The sequence below is a fragment of the Nostoc sp. 'Peltigera membranacea cyanobiont' 210A genome (assembly GCF_002246015.1).
Lineage (GTDB): Bacteria > Cyanobacteriota > Cyanobacteriia > Cyanobacteriales > Nostocaceae > Nostoc.
Genome location: NZ_NOLJ01000012.1, coordinates 32269 through 57955, shown reverse-complemented (window position 1 = coordinate 57955; position 25687 = coordinate 32269). Strand labels below are relative to the sequence as shown.

General features: G+C 42.2%; 28 protein-coding genes. 11 read left to right on the top strand and 17 right to left on the bottom strand.

Translation table 11 applies throughout. The features are described from left to right. Window positions 1-178: 178 nt before the first annotated feature. Window positions 179-355 (bottom strand): hypothetical protein, encoded by a 177-nt coding sequence (locus tag CDG76_RS37845; protein WP_190241030.1) that lies wholly within the window; start codon window positions 353-355, stop codon window positions 179-181. Between the two features lies 1 nt (window position 356). On the opposite strand from CDG76_RS37845, the gene CDG76_RS30405 reads away from it, so the two are divergent. Together CDG76_RS30405 and CDG76_RS30400 are read left to right on the top strand one after the other, a co-directional pair. Then, a complete protein-coding gene (locus CDG76_RS30405; protein WP_094352571.1) occupies window positions 357-1076 on the top strand; it encodes a response regulator transcription factor in 720 nt (239 codons plus the stop codon). A gap of 180 nt (window positions 1077-1256) precedes the next feature. Then, window positions 1257-1577: a hypothetical protein gene (locus CDG76_RS30400; protein WP_094352570.1), complete on the top strand. Its 321-nt coding sequence runs from the start codon at window positions 1257-1259 to the stop codon at window positions 1575-1577. A gap of 60 nt (window positions 1578-1637) precedes the next feature. Here the strand turns inward: CDG76_RS30400 and CDG76_RS30395 are convergent, their stop codons facing one another. Next, complete coding sequence (locus CDG76_RS30395) at window positions 1638-2117, bottom strand: hypothetical protein (RefSeq protein WP_094352569.1); 480 nt, start codon at window positions 2115-2117, stop codon at window positions 1638-1640. A 440-nt stretch (window positions 2118-2557) separates the two neighbouring features. Here CDG76_RS30395 and CDG76_RS39465 point away from each other — a divergent pair, with 440 nt between their 5' ends. Continuing rightward, the gene (locus CDG76_RS39465) at window positions 2558-2698 is read left to right on the top strand and encodes a hypothetical protein (RefSeq protein WP_317616145.1); all 141 of its coding nucleotides are present in this window, start codon (window positions 2558-2560) and stop codon (window positions 2696-2698) included. A gap of 77 nt (window positions 2699-2775) precedes the next feature. Here CDG76_RS39465 and CDG76_RS30385 read toward each other — a convergent pair whose 3' ends face one another. The 3 genes from CDG76_RS30385 to pdxA all read right to left on the bottom strand — a co-directional run bounded on the left by CDG76_RS30385 (window position 2776) and on the right by pdxA (window position 4513). Then, window positions 2776-3009: a hypothetical protein gene (locus CDG76_RS30385; protein WP_094352568.1), complete on the bottom strand. Its 234-nt coding sequence runs from the start codon at window positions 3007-3009 to the stop codon at window positions 2776-2778. Window positions 3010-3017: 8 nt separating this feature from the next. Next, window positions 3018-3248, bottom strand: a complete 231-nt coding sequence (locus CDG76_RS30380; RefSeq protein WP_094352567.1) for a hypothetical protein — start codon at window positions 3246-3248, stop codon at window positions 3018-3020. Window positions 3249-3373: 125 nt separating this feature from the next. Then, window positions 3374-4513 (bottom strand): 4-hydroxythreonine-4-phosphate dehydrogenase PdxA, encoded by a 1140-nt coding sequence (gene pdxA, locus CDG76_RS30375; RefSeq protein WP_094352566.1) that lies wholly within the window; start codon window positions 4511-4513, stop codon window positions 3374-3376. A 204-nt stretch (window positions 4514-4717) separates the two neighbouring features. Here pdxA and petM point away from each other — a divergent pair, with 204 nt between their 5' ends. The 6 genes from petM (at window position 4718) to CDG76_RS30345 (ending at window position 9594) form a co-directional block, all read left to right on the top strand. Further along, entirely contained in the window at window positions 4718-4822 is a 105-nt protein-coding gene (gene petM, locus CDG76_RS30370) for a cytochrome b6-f complex subunit PetM (RefSeq protein WP_094344256.1), read from the top strand. Between the two features lie 323 nt (window positions 4823-5145). Beyond that, complete coding sequence (locus tag CDG76_RS30365; protein WP_094352565.1) at window positions 5146-6144, top strand: SDR family oxidoreductase; 999 nt, start codon at window positions 5146-5148, stop codon at window positions 6142-6144. Between the two features lie 130 nt (window positions 6145-6274). Beyond that, window positions 6275-7192, top strand: coding sequence for an NAD(+) kinase (locus tag CDG76_RS30360; protein WP_094352564.1), 918 nt, complete (start codon window positions 6275-6277; stop codon window positions 7190-7192). Between the two features lie 323 nt (window positions 7193-7515). Next, the gene (gene nblR, locus CDG76_RS30355; protein ID WP_094352563.1) at window positions 7516-8202 is read left to right on the top strand and encodes a response regulator transcription factor NblR; all 687 of its coding nucleotides are present in this window, start codon (window positions 7516-7518) and stop codon (window positions 8200-8202) included. 151 nt (window positions 8203-8353) lie between these two features. After that, a complete protein-coding gene (locus tag CDG76_RS30350) occupies window positions 8354-8860 on the top strand; it encodes a DUF192 domain-containing protein (protein ID WP_094352562.1) in 507 nt (168 codons plus the stop codon). Window positions 8861-9366: 506 nt separating this feature from the next. Beyond that, window positions 9367-9594, top strand: coding sequence for a DUF2949 domain-containing protein (locus CDG76_RS30345; RefSeq protein WP_094352561.1), 228 nt, complete (start codon window positions 9367-9369; stop codon window positions 9592-9594). Between the two features lie 312 nt (window positions 9595-9906). Here the strand turns inward: CDG76_RS30345 and CDG76_RS30340 are convergent, their stop codons facing one another. From CDG76_RS30340 to leuS, 4 genes are all read right to left on the bottom strand, one after another. Beyond that, a complete protein-coding gene (locus tag CDG76_RS30340; protein ID WP_094352560.1) occupies window positions 9907-11061 on the bottom strand; it encodes a pyridoxal-phosphate-dependent aminotransferase family protein in 1155 nt (384 codons plus the stop codon). A gap of 1218 nt (window positions 11062-12279) precedes the next feature. Beyond that, a complete protein-coding gene (locus tag CDG76_RS30335) occupies window positions 12280-12621 on the bottom strand; it encodes a DUF5615 family PIN-like protein (RefSeq protein WP_094352559.1) in 342 nt (113 codons plus the stop codon). Between the two features lie 3 nt (window positions 12622-12624). Continuing rightward, window positions 12625-12951 (bottom strand): DUF433 domain-containing protein, encoded by a 327-nt coding sequence (locus CDG76_RS30330; RefSeq protein ID WP_094352558.1) that lies wholly within the window; start codon window positions 12949-12951, stop codon window positions 12625-12627. Window positions 12952-13133: 182 nt separating this feature from the next. Then, window positions 13134-15752, bottom strand: a complete 2619-nt coding sequence (gene leuS, locus CDG76_RS30325; RefSeq protein ID WP_094352557.1) for a leucine--tRNA ligase — start codon at window positions 15750-15752, stop codon at window positions 13134-13136. A 337-nt stretch (window positions 15753-16089) separates the two neighbouring features. On the opposite strand from leuS, the gene CDG76_RS30320 reads away from it, so the two are divergent. Continuing rightward, window positions 16090-16545: a gamma-glutamylcyclotransferase family protein gene (locus CDG76_RS30320; protein ID WP_094352556.1), complete on the top strand. Its 456-nt coding sequence runs from the start codon at window positions 16090-16092 to the stop codon at window positions 16543-16545. Window positions 16546-16561: 16 nt separating this feature from the next. On the opposite strand, the gene CDG76_RS30315 is transcribed toward CDG76_RS30320, so the two are convergent. The 3 genes from CDG76_RS30315 to CDG76_RS37840 form a co-directional block, all read right to left on the bottom strand. Continuing rightward, window positions 16562-17185 (bottom strand): anti-sigma factor family protein, encoded by a 624-nt coding sequence (locus CDG76_RS30315; RefSeq protein ID WP_094352555.1) that lies wholly within the window; start codon window positions 17183-17185, stop codon window positions 16562-16564. Between the two features lie 166 nt (window positions 17186-17351). Then, on the bottom strand, window positions 17352-18008 hold the full coding sequence (locus tag CDG76_RS30310; protein WP_094352725.1) for a sigma-70 family RNA polymerase sigma factor: 657 nt from the start codon (window positions 18006-18008) through the stop codon (window positions 17352-17354). Between the two features lie 365 nt (window positions 18009-18373). Continuing rightward, a complete protein-coding gene (locus CDG76_RS37840; protein ID WP_190241029.1) occupies window positions 18374-18526 on the bottom strand; it encodes a hypothetical protein in 153 nt (50 codons plus the stop codon). Between the two features lie 666 nt (window positions 18527-19192). Between CDG76_RS37840 and CDG76_RS39765 the strand changes: the two genes are divergently transcribed. Further along, complete coding sequence (locus CDG76_RS39765; protein WP_442946398.1) at window positions 19193-19837, top strand: L,D-transpeptidase; 645 nt, start codon at window positions 19193-19195, stop codon at window positions 19835-19837. Between the two features lie 63 nt (window positions 19838-19900). On the opposite strand, the gene CDG76_RS30300 is transcribed toward CDG76_RS39765, so the two are convergent. The 5 genes from CDG76_RS30300 to CDG76_RS30280 all read right to left on the bottom strand — a co-directional run bounded on the left by CDG76_RS30300 (window position 19901) and on the right by CDG76_RS30280 (window position 25259). Further along, window positions 19901-20440, bottom strand: a complete 540-nt coding sequence (locus CDG76_RS30300) for a late competence development ComFB family protein (RefSeq protein ID WP_094352554.1) — start codon at window positions 20438-20440, stop codon at window positions 19901-19903. 121 nt (window positions 20441-20561) lie between these two features. After that, on the bottom strand, window positions 20562-21497 hold the full coding sequence (locus tag CDG76_RS30295; RefSeq protein ID WP_094352553.1) for a M23 family metallopeptidase: 936 nt from the start codon (window positions 21495-21497) through the stop codon (window positions 20562-20564). Between the two features lie 524 nt (window positions 21498-22021). Then, entirely contained in the window at window positions 22022-22720 is a 699-nt protein-coding gene (locus tag CDG76_RS30290; protein WP_094352552.1) for a DevA family ABC transporter ATP-binding protein, read from the bottom strand. Window positions 22721-22795: 75 nt separating this feature from the next. After that, window positions 22796-23968 (bottom strand): ABC transporter permease DevC, encoded by a 1173-nt coding sequence (devC, locus tag CDG76_RS30285; RefSeq protein WP_094352551.1) that lies wholly within the window; start codon window positions 23966-23968, stop codon window positions 22796-22798. Between the two features lie 94 nt (window positions 23969-24062). After that, window positions 24063-25259: an ABC exporter membrane fusion protein gene (locus CDG76_RS30280; protein WP_094352724.1), complete on the bottom strand. Its 1197-nt coding sequence runs from the start codon at window positions 25257-25259 to the stop codon at window positions 24063-24065. Window positions 25260-25687 lie beyond the last annotated feature (428 nt).

Below are 25687 nucleotides of genomic sequence, written 5' to 3'. Positions count from 1 at the left end.
TAGTTTGTGAGCCTTTGTAGAGACCTAATTAATCAGGGAGTGCGTTATCTCTTTTAAAGTTGTAGCAATTGCCGTCGCTTCTGGATGTGTCTTTTGACTATTTGCGATTACGGAGATGGTTTTTAATTACACTTATTCCAAATGTAAAAATTTAACATTATACAATACAAATTCAAAATTATGCAAAAATCATGCCATAATTATAAATTTTATCGGCATGATGATGGCTGAGGTTGCGATCGGCTTCATGGAAAATCAAATGTACACAAGTACTACAGTAGCGATGGTACTCAACAAAAACACGTAAAGTAAAGCTGGCACAACAGCAAATCGCCCAATCTACAATAGACAGCATTATGGTTATGGTTACTGCTACTACTCCCAAAATTCTGATCGTCGATGACGACTTCGGCGTGCGAAATCTCGTCTATCGTTTTTTAAGTCGGAAATATCAAATAGAGTCCGCAGCAGATGGTAAGACTGCCTTATCGTTGTTTGAGCAATTCAACCCAGCTTTAGTAATTCTGGATTGGAATTTGCCGGATGTTACTGGTTATAGCCTTTGCCAAGAAATGCAGAGTCGTACTAATGTTTTAGTGTTGATACTCACTAGTAGGACTGACGAGGCTGATAAAATTAAAATCTTAAGCGCAGGTGCTGATGATTTCATGACTAAACCATTTAGTCTTGCAGAAGTTGAAGTTAGAGTAGAAGCTCTTTTGAGGCGGATACGCTACATCAATCCCTCCCCAACACAACGTATCGTTTTCAAGCAGCTAGTAATTAATCCAGAGGGCCGCGAGGTAACACTTAACGATAAAACTCTTGCCTTAACAGCGCTGGAATTTAATATCTTACATTTTTTGGCAAGTCATCCTAATCAGGCTTGGAGTCGTCCACAGCTAATCCAAAAAATCTGGGGTTGCGATTACGTAGGAGATGGCCGGGTGGTTGATGTGCATATTGGTCAACTTCGCAAAAAGATGGAAGTCGACCCCAGCATACCGGAGTTTATTAAAACTGTGCGGGGCTATGGTTATAAGTTTGAAGCGCCTGATGATATTACTAATTCGTAATTCGTAGTTAATGAGTATTTGCACCATTGTTTATTAATGGAGAAAAAAAGCACATTTCATTGATGGGATAATAATCATAAATTATCATGACATCTAACTTACCTAAATACTTTTACTGAGGCTTGTTTGTATAAGTTGCGTTAATTTTGGGGCGTTGATACAAACTGATTTGGTAATTTCGTGTCTGCTCTAGCCTCAGACAGTAACTTTATTGCTTTTAATATATCGTCTAAAGATAAATTCCAACAAAATCAAAATTTACTGAGCTTATCAGAAGTTTCACCTATTGGTAAAATTTGGGATAAGCACAGAGCGAATACTGATAAAGTCTTGCAGTATTACGCCAAAGCAGACGAACATTATTTTCAGCAGTATGCTTGGCGCATGAAAATGTGTTCCGAGTTGCTGGAATTTCAATTAGTGCCAAACGAATCGGAAGGTATTCTCAAGTTAAAGTTATTAGATGCGCGATTTTGTAGGGTTCGTCATTGTCCAATATAGAGTGACATCAGCGATAGAAGAACAGCCCCATAATCCTTACAGGAAAAGGATTACATAAGTTTAGAACCGTAGATACTGTGGCTTAATCGGGCGAAAAGACAAAGACCAGCGATCAGATACAACCGGAAGTAGTTCATGGGTATTATTAGAATTAAAGTGGATAACCTGACCATCTTCAAGGTGATATTCCTGATTATCAATGCGGAAAGTAGCACGTCCAATATTGACTAATGCTACCAGAGGTTCAAAAACAGAGTGTTCAGGGTGTGGTTTCATGCCACCACATGGACGATAATGGCAGAGTAAGGCACAATTCCATCCTGGAAAAATGCGATCGCCAAGTCGATTAACCCTCTCATCCCAATGTCCTTTGTTAATTACCGCAGGGTGTACTAGTATTACCTCTGATCTAAACCATTTGTGAGTTCGACCAGAAGCAATCTCACTAGAAGGCATTGACTTCATGCCAAATTGATGATTGCACAAGTCATGAAGACTTTTAATATCGCAACCAAAGTCTTCAATATTATCAAAATTCATAATCAACTCCTAAAAATCAAAAACTCTTCAACCCAAAATGAACAAAAAAAAGGAAGTCCTATCCACTCAACGAGTAAAAAACTAGATTTCCTCACACCTCCCAGGCGTTAGCCGGTTCAATTTTCGCTACAACACGAAGGGCACAAAAAAAGAAATCCCAGCCACCCAACGAGGGGATGACTGGTTAAATTGCCTTTACTTGAAGCTAGTAAATAGCTTCGATGATTTAGTTATAAAATCTCAAAATAGATTAGAAAATAACAATGACTGATCCAAAGCCTACTCGCACAGTTCGTCAGGGAAGAATATTCCCTGATATTCGGTGGTCAGAAGAAAAAAAAGCTCAATAGAAAGCTGAACAAGAGGCATTTTACCAACGCTCTAAAGTTATTTTTGACCGAGTTCAGCCAGAGTTAATCAAAAGTCACTACAACTGGTATATGGCTGTTGAGCCTGAGAGTGGAGATTATTTCATTGATCAAGATGAATTAGCTGCTATAAATAAATCTCGCCAGTGCTACCTAAATGCTCCGGTGTTTATATTTCGGATTAATGAAACAGGAATAGCTGGCACAATATGATTCAAGGCAGCTTTGGTGATGAAATACAACCATTCTTTGAAATAGATTTTAGAGTCGTTGAAACGAATAATTAAATTTTAACTAGCCAGAGAAAAAGCTTCTGTAACTGCTTTTGGTAATTCAATCAATACGAAATAATTGCTAGGATATAAATAGTCTTCACCTGATTCATCAATAACTCTAATCATTTGGTGCTTAACAGCATCAGAATCAGGAACAGTCTGGTAAATTTTCCGAATTTCTAAAGAAGCAGGATAACCTTTGTTGTTAATGCAAACAACATATTGAGTTTCTGTGTTCGCTGACTGCATAACGACTCCTATAGAAAGCGTTTTATTTTGATTTCTTTCTTACCAATTCCGTGGGCTTCATACCAGTGTAACTCAGCTTCATAAATACTTCCGTCGTCTAAGCTAATGGTTGCAAAGCCTTTAAGTTTCCGCCACCGTCCTGAACCATAAGTTTTACGCAAGCGTTCGAGTTCACGAATGGAGTTACCAACAGCAATTATTTCAATATTGGTGATGTCTCCGATAATTTCAAAATTCAAGTAAGCATTACTCCTAGTAAATATTGCAACAAAGAACTTTTAACCACAACCCACCGCCAATCTTTGATTTGATGTCCGGGCAATTAAGCATAATACCCGGAACCCCACCCCGCAAAAGCTGCGCTTTAGCTCCCCTCCCCGCCGGCGGGGAGGGGTTGGGGGTGGGGTTCTTTTATGGGTAATTTGGCGGACATGATATGATTAACCAACTCAGCCGCTAAATGTATTGCTGCTTTCATACTCGTAGCATCAGCGATTCCTTTACCCGCAATATCAAACGCTGTTCCGTGATCGGGTGAAGTGCGAACGAAAGGAAGACCTATAGAAGTATTAACTGCCCGATCAAATGCCATCAGCTTCACAGGAATTAAGCCTTGGTCGTGGTAAAGTGCCAAGTAGGCATCAGCGGGATTTTGTACTAAAGAATTTCCATACCAAGCTTGACCAGGTTTAACCCACATTGTATCTGGCGGTATCGGCCCATCTAACTGCAATTGTGGTCGGTTTTGCCGCTCTTGCTCTAACCAGGGAATTAACCAATCTTGTTCTTCATGTCCAAGTTGTCCCTGTTCGCCACTGTGGGGATTTAACCCGGCGATCGCAATTCTCCCTCTATATATACCAAAATCTTTCTCTAAACACTCCACTAGCAAATCCAGTTTTTGTGTCAACAACTGCGGTGTCAATACATCGGCTACTTGACGTAGGGGAATATGTGTAGTTGCAAGTAAAGCGCGGAGTGTCCAACCAGTATGAGGCGATCGCGCTACAAATAACATCCCAAAACGGTCAACACCTGACTTCTGCGCCAAAAGTTCTGTTTGCCCTGGATAATTATATCCTGCGGTTTTCCAAGCAGATTTAGCGATCGGCCCTGTGACAATACCATCAAATTTACCAGCCAGTGTTTGAGCGATCGCATATTCCATATACGCAAAACTAGCCGCACCACTGGCTGCATTACCTATTCCTGAAATAATTTGATCTTTAATTTTTCCATCCAACTGCACATCACTGATTGACAACTCATCTGGATTTGCCAAAGCTACTAAATTCTCAGTTAAATTCAGTTTGTGATAAATCTGTGCCAGCAAATCTCCGTTACCCACTACTGTAACGTCATATTTTTGACGAATTTCTGGATCGGCTAAAGCTTTCAAAATCACCTCCGGCCCAATCCCCGCCGGATCTCCGAGCGTCAGCGCCAAACGCGGACGATTCTCTTTCACAAAATTTATTAAACCACCTTGATTATTTTGATACATAAAATCTCTTCATAATTATTATCATCAAATTTTTTCAATTTACCCATCTCTGCTTTTGGCAACAGTGGGGATTGCCCCCAAGCCAGTAGGGATTACCTGCTAAACTAGTTTAAAATTGTTTACACAGGTCTAATCCTAGCAACTGTTGAAAAGCTTCTAGTAGGCCTAGTTTACACACCAATTTGCATAAGGAGAATCACACTAATGGGCGGCGAAATCTTGAATGCAGCTCTATTGTCTTTCGGTTTAATCTTCGTAGGCTGGGGCTTAGGCGCGTTGTTACTGAAAATTCAAGGCACAGAAGAATAATTGAGTGCTGAGTTAGGAATTAAGAGTTAAGAGTTATAGCCTTTCCTAATCATATTAGGTACATCATAGTCCCCTCCTCGCTGGCGGGAAGGGGGTTGGGGGTGGGGTTCTTCTACCTCCACTCAACCGAGAACCGCTATACTATTCTCCCCACTCCCTTTTTCATTGAAATGAGAAAAAAGCTTGTCCGTTAATCGGACAGCTATTTTCCCATGAGTACATCCACATAAATTGATTTTCTGAGAAAAGATGTAAACTTTTGTTTGCATAGGTTATTCTGATAACATTCTTTTCATAAAACATTAAAATTTATTACAACCCTCATGACATTATTAATCGTCGGTGCCACTGGCACCTTAGGAAGACAAGTGGCTCGTCGTGCTATCGATGAGGGATATAAAGTACGCTGTCTTGTCCGCAGCAGTAAAAAAGCAGCTTTTCTTAAAGAATGGGGTGCAGAACTCGTCCCCGGAAATTTACGTTACCCCGATACCCTAGCGGAAGCTTTAGTTGGTGTAACCCAAGTTATTGATGCCTCAACCTCTCGCCCTACAGATTCATTGAGTATCAAACAAGTTGACTGGGAAGGCAAAGTAGCATTGATTCAAGCGGCAAAAGCAGCGGGTGTGGAGCGTTTTATTTTCTTTTCGATTTTAGATGCTGATAAATACCCAGAAGTGCCGCTCATGGAAATTAAGCGGTGTACAGAACTATTCTTGGCTGAGTCAGGCTTGAATTATACCATCTTGCGGCTAGCTGGGTTTATGCAAGGTTTAATCAGTCAATATGGGATTCCCATTTTAGAAGGACAGCCAGTTTGGGTAACAGGTAATTCTTCTCCCATCGCTTATATGGACACTCAGGACATTGCTAAGTTTGCAATCCGAGCATTGAGTGTACCAGAAACGGAAAACCAAGCTTTTCCTGTAGTCGGTACTCGTGCATGGAGTGCAGAAGAAATTATCAACCTGTGCGAACGCTTATCTGGAAAAGATGCCAGAGTAACGCGGATGCCAATAAGCTTACTGCGTGCTGTACGGGGCATAATGCGATTCTTTCAGTGGGGATGGAACGTAGCAGACAGGCTGGCGTTTACAGAAGTATTGGCTAGTGGTAAACAGTTAAATGCTTCAATGGATGAAGTATACACAGTGTTTGGTTTAGATCCGCAACAAACCACAACCCTAGAAAGTTATCTCCAAGAGTACTTCAGCCGAATCATGAAGAAACTCAAAGAAGTAGACTACCAAAAAAATAAAAATAAAAAGCAGAAACCTAAAAAAACTCCTTTTAAACAATCTTCAAAAGCCAACAGTCAATAGTCATTACAAAACAGACATTAGTCGTAAAACTCTAGACTCGGGATATTTGACTCTAGATTAATGACTACATGACCAAAAATGTGTAACGATTACATAATACAGAGCATCGCCTAAACTTGGATATTTGAGTGTGCCGAAAGCAGGCATTATCTACAATGACGTTAAACCGATAGCGGGCCGTGTCGCTATTGAGTTGAAAGACAAGCTAACCGCAGCCGGTTGGAATGTATGTATCACATCGAGTATTGGTGGGATACTGGGCTATCCTAACCCGGAGAGTCCTGTTTGCCACACCCCCATTGACGGTCTGACACCCCCTGGTTTTGACTCAGATATGGAGTTTGCAGTGGTATTAGGGGGAGACGGCACTGTTCTAGCAGCGTCTCGTCAAGTAGCCCCTTGTGGTATTCCACTGCTAACAGTGAATACCGGCCACATGGGATTTTTGACGGAAACTTTCCTGAATCAATTGCCCCAAGCACTAGAACAGGCGATGGCAGGTGAGTATGAAATTGAAGAACGAGCAATGCTCAATGTCAAAGTGTTTCGGGATGATTCAGTGCTATGGGAAGCCCTATGCCTGAATGAAATGGTGCTACACCGGGAACCTTTGACCTCTATGTGCCATTTTGAAATTGCCATAGGGCATCATGCGCCAGTAGATATTGCCGCAGATGGTGTGATTGTTTCTACGCCTACTGGTTCTACAGCTTACTCATTGAGTGCTGGTGGCCCAGTGGTGACTCCTGGCGTACCTGTTTTACAGCTAGTTCCCATTTGTCCCCATTCCCTAGCTTCTAGAGCATTGGTATTTCCAGATACTGAATCGGTCAATATCTACCCAGTCAATATTCCTCGGCTGGTAATGGTAGTAGATGGGAATGGAGGGTGCTATATATTACCAGAAGATAGAGTATATATGGAGCGATCGCAATATAGTGCCCGATTTATTCGCCTACAACCGCCTGAGTTTTTCCGAATTTTGCGAGAAAAATTAGGTTGGGGTTTACCACATATCGCTAAACCAACTTCGGTAGAATTGCCGTAGGGACTGGGGACTGGGGACTGGAGACCGAGGGATTGGGGCTGGGAAACAGGCTACAGGGTAAAGATTATTCTCTGTCACCTATCGTCTCTCCCTTACTTCCAATACCCAATCCCTAGTACCTAGTACCCAATACCCAATCCTCTAGTTATTAAGATTGCATCCGAGAATTCGATAGCTGACACCTGAACGTGCTAAAACATCCTTAGCAGCGTGTCAAATCAGAATTGCTACATCACTAAAAGCTCGTAATTGCACTTTATAACTGATGTAAAGATTTTCTCTGGAATATCTTTACAATCCCAAATCCAATATCCCAAATTGTTATGACAGTTGCTCAAAGTCCCTGTGTTTTGGTGATTGAAACCGATGAGAGCCTTGCAAATCAGCTTTCTTGCGATTTGCAAGAAGCCGGTTATGAATCAATTGTGGCTCACGATGCAGCTAGTGGTTTACAACACTGTCGCGATCGCCAGCCTGCTTTAATTGTCTTAGACCGGATGTTAGCAGGAGAATCAGGACTCTCATTGTGCAAAAATCTGAGAAGCACTGGTATGCGATCGCCTGTATTAATTTTAATGGCAAGGGATACAGTTGACGATCGTGTAGCTTGTCTAGAAGCTGGAGCGGATGATTACATCCTCAAACCTTACCGTTCAGAAGACTTTTTGAAATTGATTCGCCTCTACTTAAAACCCGATGTGGACACCACAGAGCAATTACGCTTTGGGGATTTAATTTTAGACATAGCAACTCGTCGTGCCATACACAACGGACGACCAATTGACTTGACAATGAAGGAATTTGAACTATTAAAATTCTTAATGGAACATCCCCGTGAGGTGTTAACCCGCGAACAAATTCTAGAAAATGTTTGGGGTTACGACTTTCTGGGTGAGTCGAATGTAATTGAAGTGTACATCCGTTACTTGCGGTTAAAAATCGAAGATGAAGGTCAAAAGCGCCTCATTCAAACAGTGCGAGGCGTAGGGTACGTTTTAAGAGAATCCTAGTATACTATAGCGGGAGTTTGCCTATCTCCTTGCCTCATTCCCAGTTTCGGATTGGGAATGTAAATTTGGGTGCTACTGCCTTCCAGCCAAGGGGTTTTTCTGGCTACAACACTGTAAAATTGAAGTCTAAATTACAAAATCGAAAAGCTATATGACTCGTCGGCTAAGTTTGCTCTCGATAGTGCTGAGTATTTTTCTGATGGGTTGTTCTGTGCCAACAACTGCTAAATCTCCTAGCCCCACCTCTGGTTCTAAAACTCCAGCACCAGAAAGTTTAGGTCAAAAACTACCAATTTCTGCTAAAGCCATTGTGCCCAATGGTACAACGATTCAATTAGAGGTAGCGCAAACGCCACAACAGCAAGCGATGGGGTTGATGTATCGACCGGCTTTACCAGATGACCGAGGGATGCTGTTTGGGTTCCCTTCAGCACAACCAGTCAGTTTCTGGATGAAGAATGTACCGGTACCCCTGGATATGGTATTTCTACATAAAGGTGTAGTGAAATATATTCAGGTTGCTGCACCTCCTTGTGCAAGTGAGCCTTGTCCTACTTATGGCCCCAATACACCAATTGATAAGGTGATTGAACTTCGTTCTGGAAGAGCTGCCGAATTGAAGTTGAAAGTGGGCGATATTCTCAAAATTGAGTTTTGAAACTCTGGTGCTTTGCGGGGATAGAAATTTGGGTAATTACTCGGTTGAGAACCTATACGGTCGAAATATATGTTTTTTCTGTAAAAAATGTCACTGTGTGTGGTCAAACAGCACTTGTAACGCTACTATTTAAAAACTGTGGTAATAATGTAAAATTCTACTGTATCAAACCTGAAATCGCAGTCTTCAGGTTTAGTCTCAAAAATATTCCCTTGGGCGTAAGTGTAAATAGTCGCCAATAAGAGAGTATAAGCTATGGAATCTTTATTACTACCTGTGTAATTAAATAAAATACAAAGGTAAATAAGATGAAGCCAATTTAATTAGGTAAAAATACTGCTTAATAAGCTAGCTGATGATTTGTATGAGATTTTTTATTTCTCAGACTATCTATAGGAAGGCTCTGTTGAAGGCAGATTAACAAAACTGTGCTGGGGTGTATAGCCGATAACGGCACAGTGACAGATGAAATACTGGCTACTGTCTACCGAGTAATGGTGTGATATATGACAATACATTCTGCACAAGGAGGTGAAATACAAATGTCACCATCAAAATATTCTCGACTGATTCATTTTTTGCAAGAAGATTTGGCAATTTCCACAGCATCACTAGCAGTGGCACTTCGGCATAGGGAGCAAGACCCAGGCCCTTTGACAATGATTCTTTGGCAATATGGGTTAATTACTCTAGAGCAATTAGAACAAATTTATGATTGGCTGGAGACGGCGTAGACTATACCGATTTTGGATTGTAGATTTTAGACTTTGGATAAAAAGTTTCTACCAAATACCTATTAGCAAAATCTCAAACAATACTATTTATACCAATTTGGGATGATACTAAGTTGCCAAAGTTAGTCTTGTTTGGTGTCAAAGATACAGTGCGACTTTCTTCAAAGCAAATAATACTATCTAGGGCAACTTGGTGTCATTTAGGAGAATTGAGGTATGTCACTTCAACTCTACACTTATGCAAAGGTTTCTACTCTACATACAAATTAAAAGAGCGAGTTGCTAATTTAACTCGCTCTTTTGATTTAGTACTCAGGACTGACTAAACACTTTAACTGCTGCTGCTATACCAGAACCAGGGGTAAAGTCTTCGTAGCCAAGTTCTGTGAGGGTAACTTCTAAAGATGCAATGCAGCTAAGTATATCGCGATCGCTTACAAAACCCAAGTGACCAATACGGAAAATTTTATTACTCAAATGGTCTTGACCACCAGCGAGGGCAATATCAAAGCGTTTTTTCATCAATGACCGAATCTTATCCGGTTCAATTCCCTGCGGTGCTACAGCTGTAATCGCCGGACTAGCGGAATTATCTGCTGCAAGCAGGGGTAAATTTAACCCTTTAATGGCGGCGCGGGTAGCATTCTTCAGCCGTTCGTGTCGAGCAAATATTGATTCTAAGCCTTCTTCTTTCATGATTCGTAACGTGGTGTGTAACGCTACGATCAAGTTCACAGGCGGAGTGAATGGAGTTGTATTTTTGGCTGTGGCTTTGCGATATTTGCCTAAGTCCAAATAATATTTCGGTAGCTTCGCAGTTTTGTAAGCCTCCCAAGCTTTGGGACTGACAGAGACAAAACCCAATCCCGGCGGAATCATATAACCTTTTTGGGAACCGGAGGCGACGATATCCAAACCCCAAGCATCCACGGGTAGATTGAATGCACCCAAGCTTGTGACGGCATCAACGATAATCAAAGCTTCACCGTGTTCTTTAACGTGGCGGTTGATAGTTTCTAGGTCATTCAACACACCCGTCGAGGTTTCGCTGTGAGTAATGATTACGGCTTTAATTTGCTTTTGGGTATCTGCTTGGAGTTTTTCAGCAAATACTGCGGGGTCTAAGGGTTTTCCCCATTCCACCTTAACTTCTTCTACATTCAAACCGTAGGCTTGGCCAACTTCTACCCAACGTTCACCAAATTTACCATTAGAGCCAACTAAAATGCGATCGCCTGGAGAGAGAAAATTAATTATTCCCGCTTCTACAGCACCCGTACCACTCACATTCAGCGTCAGCACATCACTTTGAGTTTGGTGCAGCCACTTGAGGTTTTCCGTCACCTCTGCCAATATGTTGCTAAATTCACTAGTACGGTGTCCAATTGGATGCTTGGCTAATGCCAGTAAGGCAGCTTCTGGCACCGGTGTAGGGCCTGGAATCATCAGCATCAGCTTATCGTTCATGTGTCTATCCTAAAAGTCAAATAAAAGTCAAAATTGTGGGAAGTTGGTTAAGTCTGATAGCAAATCCTAGATATTCATCTACAAATTACACTCAGATCGTCACCAGCCTTGTTGTATATTTTCCAAATTCATAGGAAAAGTATCATGGGAGTTAATCGGTAAGCTTGACCTTTGCAATTTATACCAGACTCTAACTCAGATCAAACCTCTGTTCCAGGCAATCTTACCACACACCTAGACGCTAGGTTAAGGTGTCTGATCGTAGGCGAACAGCTATTTTAGCCAAGGATGAAACATCTATCTAAAATTAGGCATAGGTAGGATAAATTATTAAATCTACCCATAATCCGCCTCAGTTGTTTTTATAGAAAAATGCGAAATCGTTTTGAACATCGCGGTAATTCTCGGTGAAAAAGCTGTGTTTTGCTTCCACGAAAGAAGTAACCCCCTACACTATACGGAAGACTTGGATGTCACCGTTTGCTAAGAGATAGAAGATACCCAACCCAAACTTTTCAATCTATTTGGGTCAAAGATTTGTTCTTGGGTTTCCATTGTCTAAAAAATACCTTCATCTATGATTTATTTGAGTCAAAATCGCTTCGATGCCAATATCCAAGCCTTTTCTGGTTTATTTGATAGTGACTAATTTGACGCAGAAGTTGAGATATCTATGCTACTAATTGCTGCACTTTTTGATACTGCACTTAGTGGTAAGCGATGCCGACAGCAGACTACGCCTATACTAATAAACTATAAGTTTTTATACTATACTTACAAAATTGCTACAATCGTGCTTAGTCTCCTTAATTACTATTCACGGTGAGTCGTTTTTAACTAGTGTTCAGTTCATAAACTGTCACTCACTAGATCCCCGGTATTCTTGTAAAAGAGATATTCTTAGTTAGTGCAAGGAGTGATACCATTTCACCAGATGTTTGTCACAAGTTATCCGCGTAATACTCCCTCCTCAGGGAGTGTTGCAGATTTCAAATGTTGCATCAAACAAGTGAGTTGGTATAAGCTTTTACGGAAAAGCGCTTGAGTGAGCAAAACTCTCAAGCGCTTTTTTGTGTATAAATAAAACAGTCCTACTCTCTGAATAGCTATACATCTGTGTTTAAATACACATCTATCAGAGGAATAAACTACTGCTATAAAAATTGTGACAACATATACTTGACGACTTTAAAATTTGTGCGTCCCGTCAAAACCTTTTTAAGTTACTGGACGTACCACACGAATTAGTTTTCCTTGCAAAGGTTCTTCTGTTGCTACAGCCTCATCTATCCGTGCTGCAAATTGTTCCCAATTACGATTATTCGTGCAAACAAAAATACCGAAGTGGTTAGAATCACGACGATGCAAACGGATAAAATCAACTCTGTTGATAGTTAATATTGAGCGTTCTTGACTTATGGCAAATGCTAGCACTTCCTCATCAGGTATACCTTGGTCTGCATTTTCTGCTTCTTGAACTGTCAAAACATCATGCCCCAAAGCGCGTAATAATTCCACAACTGGAAAGGGAAACTGCTCATCTGCGTAAAACCGTGCCATCGATTAGGCTACCTCATTACGCTCAATTGCCAATTCGATTTCATCGGGATGAGCTTCTGCATATACCCAAGCATTAGCTAAATCTGTAGCTGTGATAGTTGGATAGCTCGTCAAAAGGTCAGCATCACTATATCCAAGACTACGAGCTTCCACAAGTACCCAAACAGGAATACGAGTTTTAGCGATGCGAGCCTCTCCACCACAGACTCTAGGAGTTTTTTCAATTCCTTGCCAATTGTTGCCGAGACTTTGAGCAAGTAACTGTATAGCCTGCAATTTTTCACCAGGACTGAGGGCAAGCAGTTGTTGTTCTAACTCTTTGAGTGTCACGGATGTAAATCCTCTGATGTTTTGTCAGGCTAAATTCACAATTTTATCAATTGCTAAGTACAACATTTCATTAATTCGTAGCGAATTCCCTGCGGGAAGACGTTCGCGTAGCGTCTCGTAGAGAAGCGCATCTGCATTTAAATTTCAACCTCAATTCGCCACGATTTTACGCAAAGCTGTACTTAGCTAACTACAAAATTCACCAACTTTCCAGGCACCACAATTACCTTTTTAATCTCTTTGCCTTCGATGTAACGCTGGGCAATTTCTGATTCACGGGCATATTTTTCCAACGCTGCTTTATCTGCTTGTGCTGGTACTTGAATCGAGCCGCGAGTTTTACCCATAACTTGAATCACTAAAGTGATTTCATCAGCTACCAAAGCAGCCGGGTCAAATGATGGCCAAGTTTGAGTATGAACTGAATCACTTTCACCCAATAAATGCCACAATTCATCAGCAATATGTGGTGCAAATGGTGCTAGTAAAACCACCAAAGTCCGAATACCTTCTGCGTAAATTGGTGAACTTTTGCCGTCGGCATCAGTTAAGGCATTACTCAACTTCATCAATTCTGAAATAGCTGTGTTGAATTGATATTCGTCTTCCACGTCTTCTGTCACCGCTTGAATCGCCGTGTGAATTGCCCGCCGCAATTCCTTTTCTGCCTTAGTTAAATCAGATTGGGCTTTTTTACGGGATACCCCAGCAGCAATATAATCTGTCACCAAACGCCAAACCCGATTTAAAAAGCGGAATTGTCCTTCCACATCGGCTTCATCCCATTCCAAATCTTTTTCTGGCGGCGCTTTGAACAAAATGAACATCCGCGCTGTATCTACACCATATTTGGAAATTACATCTTCTGGCGCTACACCGTTGCCCTTTGATTTAGACATGGTGGCATAGAGACGTTGCAACGGTTCACCTGTCTGAGGGTCGCGCGGGTCGGCTGAATTTACCAGATTAGAAGGAATCCATTTATCTTTACCACCCTTCTTAGGATTTAGGTAAGTTAAACCCTGCACCATACCTTGAGTTAACAGGCGTTGAAAAGGTTCATCAAAATTTAACAAGCCTCTGTCCCGCAGAACCTTAGTAAAGAACCGCGAATACAACAAATGTAAAATCGCGTGTTCAATCCCACCCACATACTGGTCAACTGGCATCCAGTCGTTTATTTTACTAGAATCGAAAACTTGGTGTTCATTCTTAGCGTCAGGGAAGCGCAAGTAATACCACGAGGAATCAATAAAAGTATCCATCGTGTCGGTTTCCCGCTTCGCTGGAGTGCCACAAGTTGGACAAGGTACATTTACCCAACTGTCTAACTGAGTCAAAGGTGAACCGCCACGTCCAGTAAATTCCACCTCTTCTGGTAACTGTACCGGCAAATCTCGATCGGGAACTGGTACTATCCCACAGTTAGGACAGTGAATTACAGGTATCGGTGCGCCCCAGTAACGTTGCCGCGAAATCAACCAATCCCGCAAGCGATATTGCACCCGCACTTTACCAAAACCTTGTTGTTCGGCGTATTCAATTATTGCTTGTTTAGCATCTGTGGAGGTCATACCAGTAAAAGCCCCAGAATTAATTAAAATTCCTGGTTCAGTGTATGCCTGGTTATATTCAATTTGGATGAGTTGTGTGACTTCATCAATGTCTGATGTTGGGGTTAAGTCAAAACCTTCAACATCATCTGGGGAAACAATGACAAAATCAACTGGCAAATCGTAATTTTTGGCAAACTTAAAATCCCGGACATCGTGTGCTGGTACACCCATAACTGCTCCAGTACCATACTCATACAGTACATAGTCAGCAATCCAAATCGGCACTTCTTCCCCTGTAAATGGGTTAATTGCCTTACCACCTGTGGGGATACCCCGCTTCGGTTTATCTTCAGAGGTACGTTCCAACTCACTTTGATGGGAAACCTCTTTAATAAAGGCTTCTACCGCTGCTTGTTGTTCTTTTGTGGTGACGCGCTTTGTTAAGGGATGTTCTGGTGCTAACACTAGGTAGCTAACACCATAAACGGTATCTGGACGTGTGGTGTACACGCCAATTTTTTCATCTATCCCAATGATGGGAAATTCTAAGTAAGCGCCTGTAGATTTGCCAATCCAGTTTGCCTGCATCGACTTGACGCGTTCCGGCCAACCTGTCAATTTATGTAAGTCATTGAGCAATTCTTCGGCGTAGTCGGTAATCTTGAAAAACCACTGGCGTAATAATTTGCGCTCAACTATTACCCCACTGCGCCAAGAACGTCCTTCGTTATCAACTTGCTCATTTGCCAGTACAGTTTGATCGATCGGGTCCCAGTTTACAGCTGCTTCTTTTTGATAAGCTAACCCTGCTTGCAAAAACTGCAAGAAAATCCATTGCGTCCACTTGTAATAATCTGGTGAACAGGTAGCAAGTTCGCATTCCCAATCAATGGATAAACCAAGACGCTGCAATTGTTGCCGCATCTGAGCCATATTCTGATAAGTCCACTTTGCTGGCGGTACACCACGGTCAATGGCAGCGTTTTCTGCTGGTAAGCCAAAGGCATCCCAACCCATTGGGTGTATTACCCGATACCCTTGCATTCGCTTGAGGCGGGCAATTACATCGGTAATCGTATAATTACGGACGTGACCCATGTGTAGGCTGCCCGATGGATAAGGGAACATGGAAAGAGCGTAGAATTTTGGCTTGTTGCTAACTGTCGGTGTCTTATCTAAGCCAAGTTCTACCCATGTTTTTTGCCATTTTTCCTCAATTTCTGCTGGGTTATATCGGGAATCCACCAAAATTCTCCTACTGGGTCTACGTCTACTTACTATGTCAACCTACCTATGTCAACATAGCAGGTTAATCTAAATATTGTAGGTCAACTATTCACAGATTTATATATATCAGTGCGGTTGAGGAGCAGTCTGATTATGCTCAAACTGCGACACTTTCAGATATCGCAAGAATTAATTTGATGAAGGTTTAGGGACTTTCAATTAAAAAAACATCTTATCCCTGCGGGACGTTCCGCGTTCGCATAAGCGTCCCGCAGGGTACGTAGGGGCACAAGTCCTTGCGCCCCTACAAATCTACAAATAATTTGGGATAATTTATTTTTTGGAAATCCCTTAAATGGTTGAATCAAATATAAAACTTTCTGATTTGGTGCGGGTTTTTGTCTACGGCACGCTCAAACCAGGTGAAGCTAACTATAAAAGATACTGTGCTGGCAAAGTCGTTGATGTCAAAATAGCTCTTGTACAAGGCAAATTATTTGCTCTGCCAATGGGCTACCCAGCGATGACGCTAGGGGATAGCCAAGTTTACGGATATTTACTTTCTTTTTCCCACCCAAAGATTTTAAATGAGCTAGATGTGCTGGAAGATTACCAGCCCAATAGACAAACGCCAGAAAACCTCTATAATCGACAAATTATCGAGGTTTATGAGCCACAGTCGCTCTCTCTGGGTTGGGCTTGGGTTTATTTAATGACTTTAGAGCAAGTTGCTCAATTAGGCGGCTTCCTCCAACCTGGGGGCTGGTGGAGCGGCTGTGGTATAACCCCAAAGTCCAGTTATCAACTGTAAACTGTTAACTTTGCGATTAGTTTATGTCCTGTTTGGGGTCGTGTCCTTGCGGCTGTACCTGATAAATTGAATTTTCTGGAGAGGCTACTGCTGCTTTCGGAATTTCAATTACCGGGTTATTTAGCCCCACCATCAGCGGCGAAGGGGGAACTATAGACGCTGAGGACGTTTGTATCGGTTCTCTTTGTGGTCGTTGTGCTAGTTGTTGCACCATCGAACCACCACCTACTAAGCCAGATATTGCACCGATTGCACCGATCGCACAAGCAGCAACGGCTGCACTCCCCACCATCCAGTTTAAACGGGAGCGGCGGCGCAAACGTGACAATACTTGCTGAACTGTCTCTTCTGGCGACTGTTGGGCTGCTGGCACTGGGAGAGTCCGCAAGCCTTGGCGCAGTTTTAACAGTCGGGCATACAAACACTGAACCGAGGCATCATTTGCCAGCCATTCTTCTACTTGCCTGCGTTCGGTGGCTGTGACTTCACCATCGAGGTAAGCACTCAATAACTCGAAGCGATCGCGCTTCACCATATCCATAAGACCCGTTGATTCGTTGGTATGCTTGGCCATTCCATCTGACAAATCTTGAGGAAGTTGCAAAGGAGAACGGTCGTAAAACTGAGAATCAGTAGTCATCTTAACATTATTACCAATTCATTCACGGGTAAACTGGGCGGGAATTTCGGGAAAATTAGCCAATTTTCCTCCTAAAGGCAGAAACAATCTATGTCTTTCTAGTAATTCTTAATCTATGCTTAAATTCTGCCATTGAGCAGAGGCAAGATACTGTAAATTAAGAAAATTAGGAGTCTAGATAATTCTGCAAGTGGGCTTGCAGTCTCGATCTAGCTCTGGCTATTCTTGACTTCACAGTTCCTAGAGAAACTCCAGTGATTTCGGCAATTTCTTCATAAGCCATGCCTTCGATTTCTCTGAGGACAATGGTAGTACGAAAAACTTCTGGTAAATCCGCGATCGCTTCCCGCAATTGCTCGTAAAATTCTCTAGTTGTCAGTTCTTCCTCAGGTCCTGGGGTATCGCCAGCGATTTCCCAATCCATCTCGCCGTCCTCTAAGGAACGGGGAGCATCGAGTGACAAAGGACTCATAACCCGCTTACGTTTCCGTAACTCGTCGTAAAACAAGTTGGTGGCAATGCGGCTTAACCAGCCCCGAAATTTAGCAGGCTCTTGTAATCGGTTAATATTCCGATACACTCGAATCCAAACTTCTTGAGCCAAATCGGCTCTGTCAGGCCAATCTGGAGCTAGGTGGTATAGAACTCGATCGACTTGACTTTGATAGCGGCGTAATAGTTCCGCAAAAGCAGCACGATCTGGTCGCAGTCCGGCTTGACAGCGCAAAATTAAATCGTGGTTAGGGAGTTTGTCAACTTGCACTGATGCTTCTGGATACTTTGCATCAACCGTTGACCAGGATACAGTAATCGATTGACTCATAGATCGTACTGGCTCTAAATCATCCCTATCTATTAGACCTGCTAATGGGGTAGAAGTTCCATGCTCAGGTGACGGATTTATGACTGGAACACTGAAGCATACAATTTTGGATACATTTATAGCAATAAGCAGAGCCACTTTTCCTTATACTGCTCCCATAGTTGCCTAAGACCCATCAACGAACAAAGGCACGATACAATGCACATTTGAGTACTTTTAACAACTGGGTATATACGCTTGATCGAGATAATTAAATTTAGCTATAAAAATGAAGATAAAATTTTGTAATTCTAACTTCTTGATACCTTTAAAATTCGGGTAATAATTTCTGGAAGTTAGCTTGCTGTGGTTGCTAAGATGATGATTTAATTTTTTGATTTCGTTACCAGAATAGTTGCTGATTGTTCTGGTTGTGGGCCGAAAGCAGCACTAGAGTTATGTTGCTCTGGTACGCGAACTTGAAAAAAGAAATTGAGGGAAAATGTAATTGTGACCGCTAGCAATAGTTTTTCAAGCATGGTTTTTCATCCACTTACACCATTAATGATTGATTGCTACATTTCAAGAGTTCCACTAAAAAGTCCGAGGAGAGGCTTACGACCCTCAGAACTTTTGAGGAATGAGGTTGCTCACTTGGAATTTTGCCGCTGGGACAATTTGCATAGTCTTAGTTTGCCCAGAGGTGTTGGCAGATTTACAGCGGAAATGATAAGTATTGATAAATTTTTGATGATCGGATGATGAACTCATCCAATTACTCGGCTGGATATGTCAGGGATAAACAATAGGCGATGGCAATGGTAAGAAACGAATCTGTAGGGCGTATGGTAATGCTGCTTTGTTTTGGCACAGCATTTTTATCCTTAGCTGTCCATTGGCGCATTAGTACGGCGGAACGGCAGTATGAGAAGTCTGCATCTACTTCGATGCGGCGAGATTCTACCCGAACCAATCTTAAGGGAAGCCAACGAGAGGGAGTCTACAAGAATCTTTCCCAAGTGAGTTTGGGGGAAGTTGCGCTGGGTGGATCTGTGCCACCTGAGGAAGTTACCCAAGGCTCCACTGCCCAGAGGACATTTACACCAAAGTCCTCTGCTTTTAAACCTAAAACTAAATCAAAAATAATTAAGAAGAATCTAGCTAAAACAACTACTCGTAGGGCTTCTACACTCAAGTCTTCTACCATTAAATCGCAAATAATTAAGAAGAATCTAGCGAAAGCAACTATTCGTAGGGCTTCTAAACTCAAGCCTGCTACCATTAAGCCTCAAACTAAGCCCCAAATTATTAAGAATAATGTAGCTAAAGCCAGCGACCTACCAACTAAAACGCAGTTGGTAGCGCAAGTAGAAAGACAAAAACCAGTTGCAGATAGTTGGCCAAAAGGTTTGTGGTCTAAGGCTTCAGCCCAACAAGTACCATCTAGTAGGCTGGCAAATGCCAAGACGCAAGTAGTGGTTGATTTAAGCGATCGCCGTACTTATGTATATGCAGGAGAAGAGGTGATCGCCAGCTACCCGATTGCTGTCGGCAAGAAAGGTTGGGAAACACCCACAGGTTCTTTCCAGGTGATCCATATGCGACATTATCCAATCTGGCGTCACCCAATTACTGGCAAAGTATTTGAGGCTGGTACGGATAGTCCCTTGGGAGATAGATGGATTGGTTTTTGGTCAGATGGACGGAATGAAATTGGCTTTCATGGCACGCCGGATGTTGATCTGGTAGGAACGGCTGTATCCCACGGCTGCTTAAGAATGCGTAATTCTGATGTCCGATTGTTATATGAGCAAGTGAGTTTAGGGACAACAGTGTTAGTACGTGATTAATTAGTTAAGAGTCATTAGTCCTTTGTCTAAAACAAATGACCAATGACTAAGTAACTCTGAAAATTATAATTTTTGCTCAAAGTTAGGCGCGTATGTTTGGAGTAAAGCACTGACTTGGCGTACAACCTCGTTACCAGTATTTTTACCCAAGGCTTGCCGTTCTGGGAAGAAATCGGGTCGATCGAGGTAACGGTTAATCGCCTCACTTATTTGTTGAGAAATTAAGTCTTGCAGTTGTGCCTGAGCCGTTTGGCGCTGGAAGTTAGCACCCTCTTCTGTAGTAGCATACAAAGGTGGTAGCCGGTTGAGAGCGTAAGCGGCAATATCCCCAACATCTAAAGAACTTTCGCTGGTGGCTTCAATTTCTGCGACTCGTGCGATCGCTTCTGTCAGCACCAATTCTTCCATAACATTAATGAATTGTTTGCGAGGTACCGCCACTACCTCACCAGTCAATAGCGCACCCATCAACCGATCCAACGCCATATACTCTTCAATTGAGAGTTCCGAGGCGTTATCACAAATTCTACCGACTTCTGCTTCCATTGCTGGTGTCAAATAACCATCCTGGAGAGCTTGTTCTACAATTTTTTCGATACTCATAACGCTTATCATCATTTATGTTGGCCAAGCAAGGTAGGGACGGTATCAATCCAATTTATTTTGCCTAATTCTCAGCAAAAAATACACAAATTATGCAAAGACAGGATCAATTCTGCCTCTACTAGTTAACGACCTTAGTTCGCCAAGGTGTTGGATCGACAGATTGTCCGTTGACATATAGACCCCAGTGTAAATGTGGCCCTGTGGCAGCACCAGTTGAACCTACTGCACCAATTAATTGACCAGCTTTCACCAAATCACCTTCTTTAACGTTAATACGACTCAGGTGCATGAAAATACTGATTACTCCTTGACCGTGGTCAATGCCAACGACGTTACCGTGTATCCGAAACCCTTGGGATACCCTACCTACCAAAGCAACTCGCCCAGAGGCTGGGGCAATTACTGGTGAACCGGCAGCACCAGCGTAGTCAAGACCACGATGATAGTAGTCCTTTGCAAATGTACCATTATAGTAGCGACGTACACCATAGTTTGTACTCATCCGCCCTGCATTTGGCTTCAGGAATACTCCATTCCAATACTTTTCTGGTGTTTGTAGCGCCTTCAAAGCTGCCACACGCTTAAGTTCATACTCTGTGGCATCCACTCCGGCTTTGCCAGGTGGCAAAGTAATACGTTGTACGGGGAATTTGCGATTAAGCACATTCACTGCCAAGTTTTGCACTTGACCATCCCCTGCAACCCGAAGTGTTCTAGTTCCAGCTTTTTCTAATGGAGTTGTGGGAACAAAAGCCCGATATTGATTGGGCGCAATTTCAAAGGCTGGGTATGTATTCTTGCCACTGGCTACTGTTGGTTTTGTACCATTCTCTGGATTATCTAGATTAATCTGCACAGAGAGTGTATCCCCTAATTTAGGATTAGTTGGAATCACCTTTACTTGCAAAGCATCTACAGGTAATGCCAAGGCGATCGGGAGAACAGCAAATATTCCCTTTAATACATTTATTGCACGGTAATTAGCTGTCAAAGTTTTGACATCAAAACCGAGCAACTTTTTGTTTGAACTACTAGCGCTATTCTCAATAATCATAGAACTATAAAAAAACCCTTGCTTGTATTGGAAAATAGATTAGCTTATTATCGCTAGTGTTTCCTGTTTGAAGCCGATGTTGTTGACAACCATAAATTTTCGGAAATTCTCCAGGTATTTATGGATTGCAAGGGCGAATCATTTTATCTGTAATTTTAGGAAATTGGTCTTGACTCTAATAACCAAGGCGTATGACATTGGCAATGAGCATAAAATTTAACTGTGATTACATAAATAATACTTGAAGGAAATCTTGGAATCAACTGGACACTTTTTCAACTGGACACTAATATCACATTGTTAGGTTGAAATCGGTATGGGGAAATTACTTAAACTAGGTAAGTAAGTCAGTGAAGATAAATTAAATTATATATATACCATTCGGAAATATTTTAAAATTTACTGAGAATAGCGGTTTAGTCGCCAAAAAACTATGATATTAAGGGAAAAATGTGAGTCTGGCACGCCGCACTTCAGATTTACCTTATAAATCAACTCTGAATCAGGGAATACGCTAATTAACTTTAGGCTGATAGTATTACTTTTGACTTGATTTTGCCATCTTCCATTTGAACAATGCGATCTGCAATGTCTAGGATGCGGTTGTCATGAGTAACCATCAAGATTGTACAGCCTTGTTCTTTTGCTAGTTTTTGCATGAGATTGACTACATCTCGTCCCGATTGACTGTCAAGGGCGGCGGTGGGTTCATCCGCAAGGATTATTTGAGGATGACTGACTAACGCACGAGCGATCGCTACTCTTTGTTTTTGTCCTCCAGACAGTTTATTAGGGTAATAATGCAAATGATTTCCTAATCCTACTTGCTCTAACATTTGGGCTGACCTAGCTCGCATTTTTTTTAACCCAAGATGTTTGTGCAATTCTAAAGCCATTTTGACGTTTTGGAGTGCCGTTAAACTACCATGCAAGTTATCTCCTTGGAAAATATAACCGTTATGGCGTCGTGCTTGCACTAGTTCTTCAGCACTAGCACCACAAAGTTCTCGTCCCAACACCTGCAAATTACCAGATTGAGCAGAACGCAACCCACCCACTAAGGTCAGTAAGGTAGTCTTTCCAGAACCAGAGGGCCCAGTCATGATAATAATTTCACCAGCGTTAATCTCTAAGTTGATATTACATAAAACTTGCTTGCGGAGTGAGCCGTGACCAAAGTGGTGGTCGAGATTTTTAATAGAGATGACGGGTTGACTAGTCATACATAGCTTGATTACTCACAATGATGGTCATTGGTCATTTGCAAAGGACAAATGACCAATGACAAATGACAATTTTTAAAACATATCAGCGGGATCGGTGGCTTGGAGTTTGCGGGTGGCGATCGCACCGGAAATTGTACACATAATGATGGTCAGTACTAATACCTGCAATGCCCGAATCGCAGTCATGTACATGGGCAAATTTGTAGCACTGCGAGTCAGTTGATAAAGCACTAAGGACACTCCCAATCCGGGGAAGAAGCCCAGTGCTGCTAATATCAACGATTCTTCAAGCACCACACCTAGCAGGTAGTAATTGCGATATCCCATTGCTTTGAAGGTGGCATATTCTCGAACATGGGCATTAACATCGTTAGAGAGAACTTGATAGACGATGATCACGCCTACCACAAACCCCATCGATACACCTAGGCTGAAAATAAACCCAATTGGGGAATTTGTTCTCCAAAAGTTATTCTCAAATTCAATAAATTCGGCGTGGGTTAATACTCTGACATCATCTCTGAGGTAGGCTTTGAGCATTGCTGCTACTTTTTTCGGTTCATAGCCTGGTTTCAGAAGAATCAAACCTAGACTGACACTGCTGGACTGTCGCCCAGAAAATAGCCGCAAAAAGTTTTGATCGCTGGTAATCAGGTTGCCATCAAAGCCAAAGGAAGCCCCAACTTGGAATAAGCCACTAATGGTAATTGTGCGCCTTTCTATTTCGGCAGTCAGGGTTTTACCTTGGTCAATTTGAGCGATCGCTTTTTGATAATCTCCTCTTGCACCACGATCGAACAACACCGTATCCGGCATTTTGATCGCTTGCAATTGCTGGTTAACATCTGGTAAATCAAAGGCTGGCTTGTCTGGGTTAAAGCCGATAACTAACACCCCTGTCTCACGATGTGTTTGGGGATTCTTCCAGATTGTGTTGTTGAAATACATTGGTTCTGCTGACTTAACCCCTGGTATATCCATTGCTTGGTAAAGTCGCCGCCGAGAAAATGTAGACAAGCTTGGCAAGTTACGGGCTTGGGGACTGGTTAAAACAATGTCTGCTTGCAAACTGCGATGTAGTCTGGTGTTACTGTCATATAGCGCAGTCTGAAAACCTAGCTGCATGAACATCAGAAGATCCGCAAAGGCAATGCCTGATAATGCCACTAAAAGACGGCTTTTTTCATGATTCAGTTGTAGCCATCCTAGAGGGGTTCGCCGTTGCAGTTGTTTGATCAATCCCATCATAAGAAGTGGGGAGTTGGGGGATGAGGGAGTAAGGGAGTAACGAAGAAGAATTAATAACCAATGACAAATGACTAATGACTAATGACAAATTTCACAATTCAATTACTGCCTTAACTTGCATATTGGTTAAGTTGGCGGCTTTTTGACTGGAAGTTTCATCTAGTCGGATGTGGACTTCTACCACTCTGTTGTCGATATTGCTGACGGGATCTGTGTTAATGACATTCTGTCGTCGCACTTGCAAGCCTTTGCGATCTACGATTCCCTGCAATTCAATCGGGAGGTTATCACCAAAGATTCGCACTTGCTGCCCTGAATGCACTTTGCCGATATCACTTTCGTAGACTTCGGCGATGACATACATCTGGCTGGTTTGTCCAATATCTGCAATGCCATCATTTGATACTAATTCTCCAGGATGGGCATGGATCTCAAATACCTGTCCATTTTGGGGCGATCGCACCTCTGCTTGTTCAAGATTGACTTTTGCCAGATTCATGGCTGCTACGGCACGATTGACTTCTGCTTTAGCTGCTTCCACATCCACTCCGCGCACTTCAGCGATTTCATCGAGTGTTGCTGTAGCTTCTTTGACCTGTTGTTGGCTAGTTGATTGAGTACGATTTAACTGTGCCTGGGCTTCTTGCAAGCTTTTTTGGGCGGTTTCCAAGTTTAAACGCTTGCTATCCCGTTGAGAAGCGGAAATTGCGCCTTGTTGATATAGTTGCTGATAGCGTTCGTCTTCTGTTTGGGCGTTACGCACTTCGGCTTGGAATCGCTCAATTGTCGCGGCTTGGGCATTAATATCACCTTGGCGTTCGGCTTCTAGACGAGCGATCGCAGCTTTTTGGGCGGCAATTTCACCACGTTTAGCACCTGCTTGGGTGCGGTTTAGGTTTGCCTGGGCTACTTTTACCTGTTCCTGCGCCTCTTTTAAAGCTGCTTGGAGGCGATCGCGGCTGTTCAAAATTGCGATCGCTTGTCCTGCTTTTACCCTATCCCCTTCCTTCACCAACAACTTTTCTACCCGACTTCCTTCCGCAGACACCGCAGCAGAGAGTTTAATTACCTTTCCCTGTGGTTCGAGTCGCCCTAAAGCTGTTACAGTTTTTAACTGTGGCAATTGTGTTGTTGGTACTTGTGCCTCTTGATTGGCATAATTTTGCCCACGTTTTACTATATAAAAACTTATCCCGCCAACCAATAAAGATATAGTTATACCTATAGCAACGGATGGACGCAGAATAGACTTAGGGAACATTCTGTACCCTAGTTTTGAGTTTCGCACCATAGATTACCTCTTAACTAGTGGCGCAGAAAAAAGAACAGATTAGGCTTTTCTCCGTACTTATTTGCTAATTCCTACTTCTTGACTCAGTGATTGTCGATTTATCACTTAAAAGTCCATAAAATAATTTGGAAATTGTTGAGATTTTACTTAGATAAAGTGATTTAGCTGGCTAGGATAACAACGAATATCTCTACCAAATTATAGGTTTATGTTTTTAGCAAACTACTTTTGTTTTATGAAAGTACTCAGGTATAGTAAACGGTTTTAAAATTCCGGGTTGTAACAGCGCCAACAATCATAATCAAATTAAGTAAATAACAAAAAATATTTGGTGTAATTGCGATCGGTGGAAATTTATATCAAATTTTGATGATTATAGCGTTTAGCAATCGTATTAGGTACATCATATTCCACTCCTCACTTGC

Bases quoted from the DNA above. Each gene is read 5' to 3' on its own strand.
- CDG76_RS37845 (WP_190241030.1), bottom strand. From the start codon at position 355: ATGCTGTCTATTGTAGATTGGGCGATTTGCTGTTGTGCCAGCTTTACT.
- CDG76_RS30405 (WP_094352571.1), top strand. From the start codon at position 357: ATGGTTATGGTTACTGCTACTACTCCCAAAATTCTGATCGTCGATGAC.
- CDG76_RS30395 (WP_094352569.1), bottom strand. From the start codon at position 2,117: ATGAATTTTGATAATATTGAAGACTTTGGTTGCGATATTAAAAGTCTT.
- CDG76_RS39465 (WP_317616145.1), top strand. From the start codon at position 2,558: ATGGCTGTTGAGCCTGAGAGTGGAGATTATTTCATTGATCAAGATGAA.
- CDG76_RS30385 (WP_094352568.1), bottom strand. From the start codon at position 3,009: ATGCAGTCAGCGAACACAGAAACTCAATATGTTGTTTGCATTAACAAC.
- pdxA (WP_094352566.1), bottom strand. From the start codon at position 4,513: ATGTATCAAAATAATCAAGGTGGTTTAATAAATTTTGTGAAAGAGAAT.
- petM (WP_094344256.1), top strand. From the start codon at position 4,718: ATGGGCGGCGAAATCTTGAATGCAGCTCTATTGTCTTTCGGTTTAATC.
- CDG76_RS30365 (WP_094352565.1), top strand. From the start codon at position 5,146: ATGACATTATTAATCGTCGGTGCCACTGGCACCTTAGGAAGACAAGTG.
- nblR (WP_094352563.1), top strand. From the start codon at position 7,516: ATGACAGTTGCTCAAAGTCCCTGTGTTTTGGTGATTGAAACCGATGAG.
- CDG76_RS30350 (WP_094352562.1), top strand. From the start codon at position 8,354: ATGACTCGTCGGCTAAGTTTGCTCTCGATAGTGCTGAGTATTTTTCTG.
- CDG76_RS30345 (WP_094352561.1), top strand. From the start codon at position 9,367: ATGACAATACATTCTGCACAAGGAGGTGAAATACAAATGTCACCATCA.
- CDG76_RS30340 (WP_094352560.1), bottom strand. From the start codon at position 11,061: ATGAACGATAAGCTGATGCTGATGATTCCAGGCCCTACACCGGTGCCA.
- CDG76_RS30335 (WP_094352559.1), bottom strand. From the start codon at position 12,621: ATGGCACGGTTTTACGCAGATGAGCAGTTTCCCTTTCCAGTTGTGGAA.
- CDG76_RS30320 (WP_094352556.1), top strand. From the start codon at position 16,090: ATGGTTGAATCAAATATAAAACTTTCTGATTTGGTGCGGGTTTTTGTC.
- CDG76_RS30315 (WP_094352555.1), bottom strand. From the start codon at position 17,185: ATGACTACTGATTCTCAGTTTTACGACCGTTCTCCTTTGCAACTTCCT.
- CDG76_RS30310 (WP_094352725.1), bottom strand. From the start codon at position 18,008: ATGAGTCAATCGATTACTGTATCCTGGTCAACGGTTGATGCAAAGTAT.
- CDG76_RS37840 (WP_190241029.1), bottom strand. From the start codon at position 18,526: ATGCTTGAAAAACTATTGCTAGCGGTCACAATTACATTTTCCCTCAAT.
- CDG76_RS30300 (WP_094352554.1), bottom strand. From the start codon at position 20,440: ATGAGTATCGAAAAAATTGTAGAACAAGCTCTCCAGGATGGTTATTTG.
- CDG76_RS30295 (WP_094352553.1), bottom strand. From the start codon at position 21,497: ATGATTATTGAGAATAGCGCTAGTAGTTCAAACAAAAAGTTGCTCGGT.
- CDG76_RS30290 (WP_094352552.1), bottom strand. From the start codon at position 22,720: ATGACTAGTCAACCCGTCATCTCTATTAAAAATCTCGACCACCACTTT.
- devC (WP_094352551.1), bottom strand. From the start codon at position 23,968: ATGGGATTGATCAAACAACTGCAACGGCGAACCCCTCTAGGATGGCTA.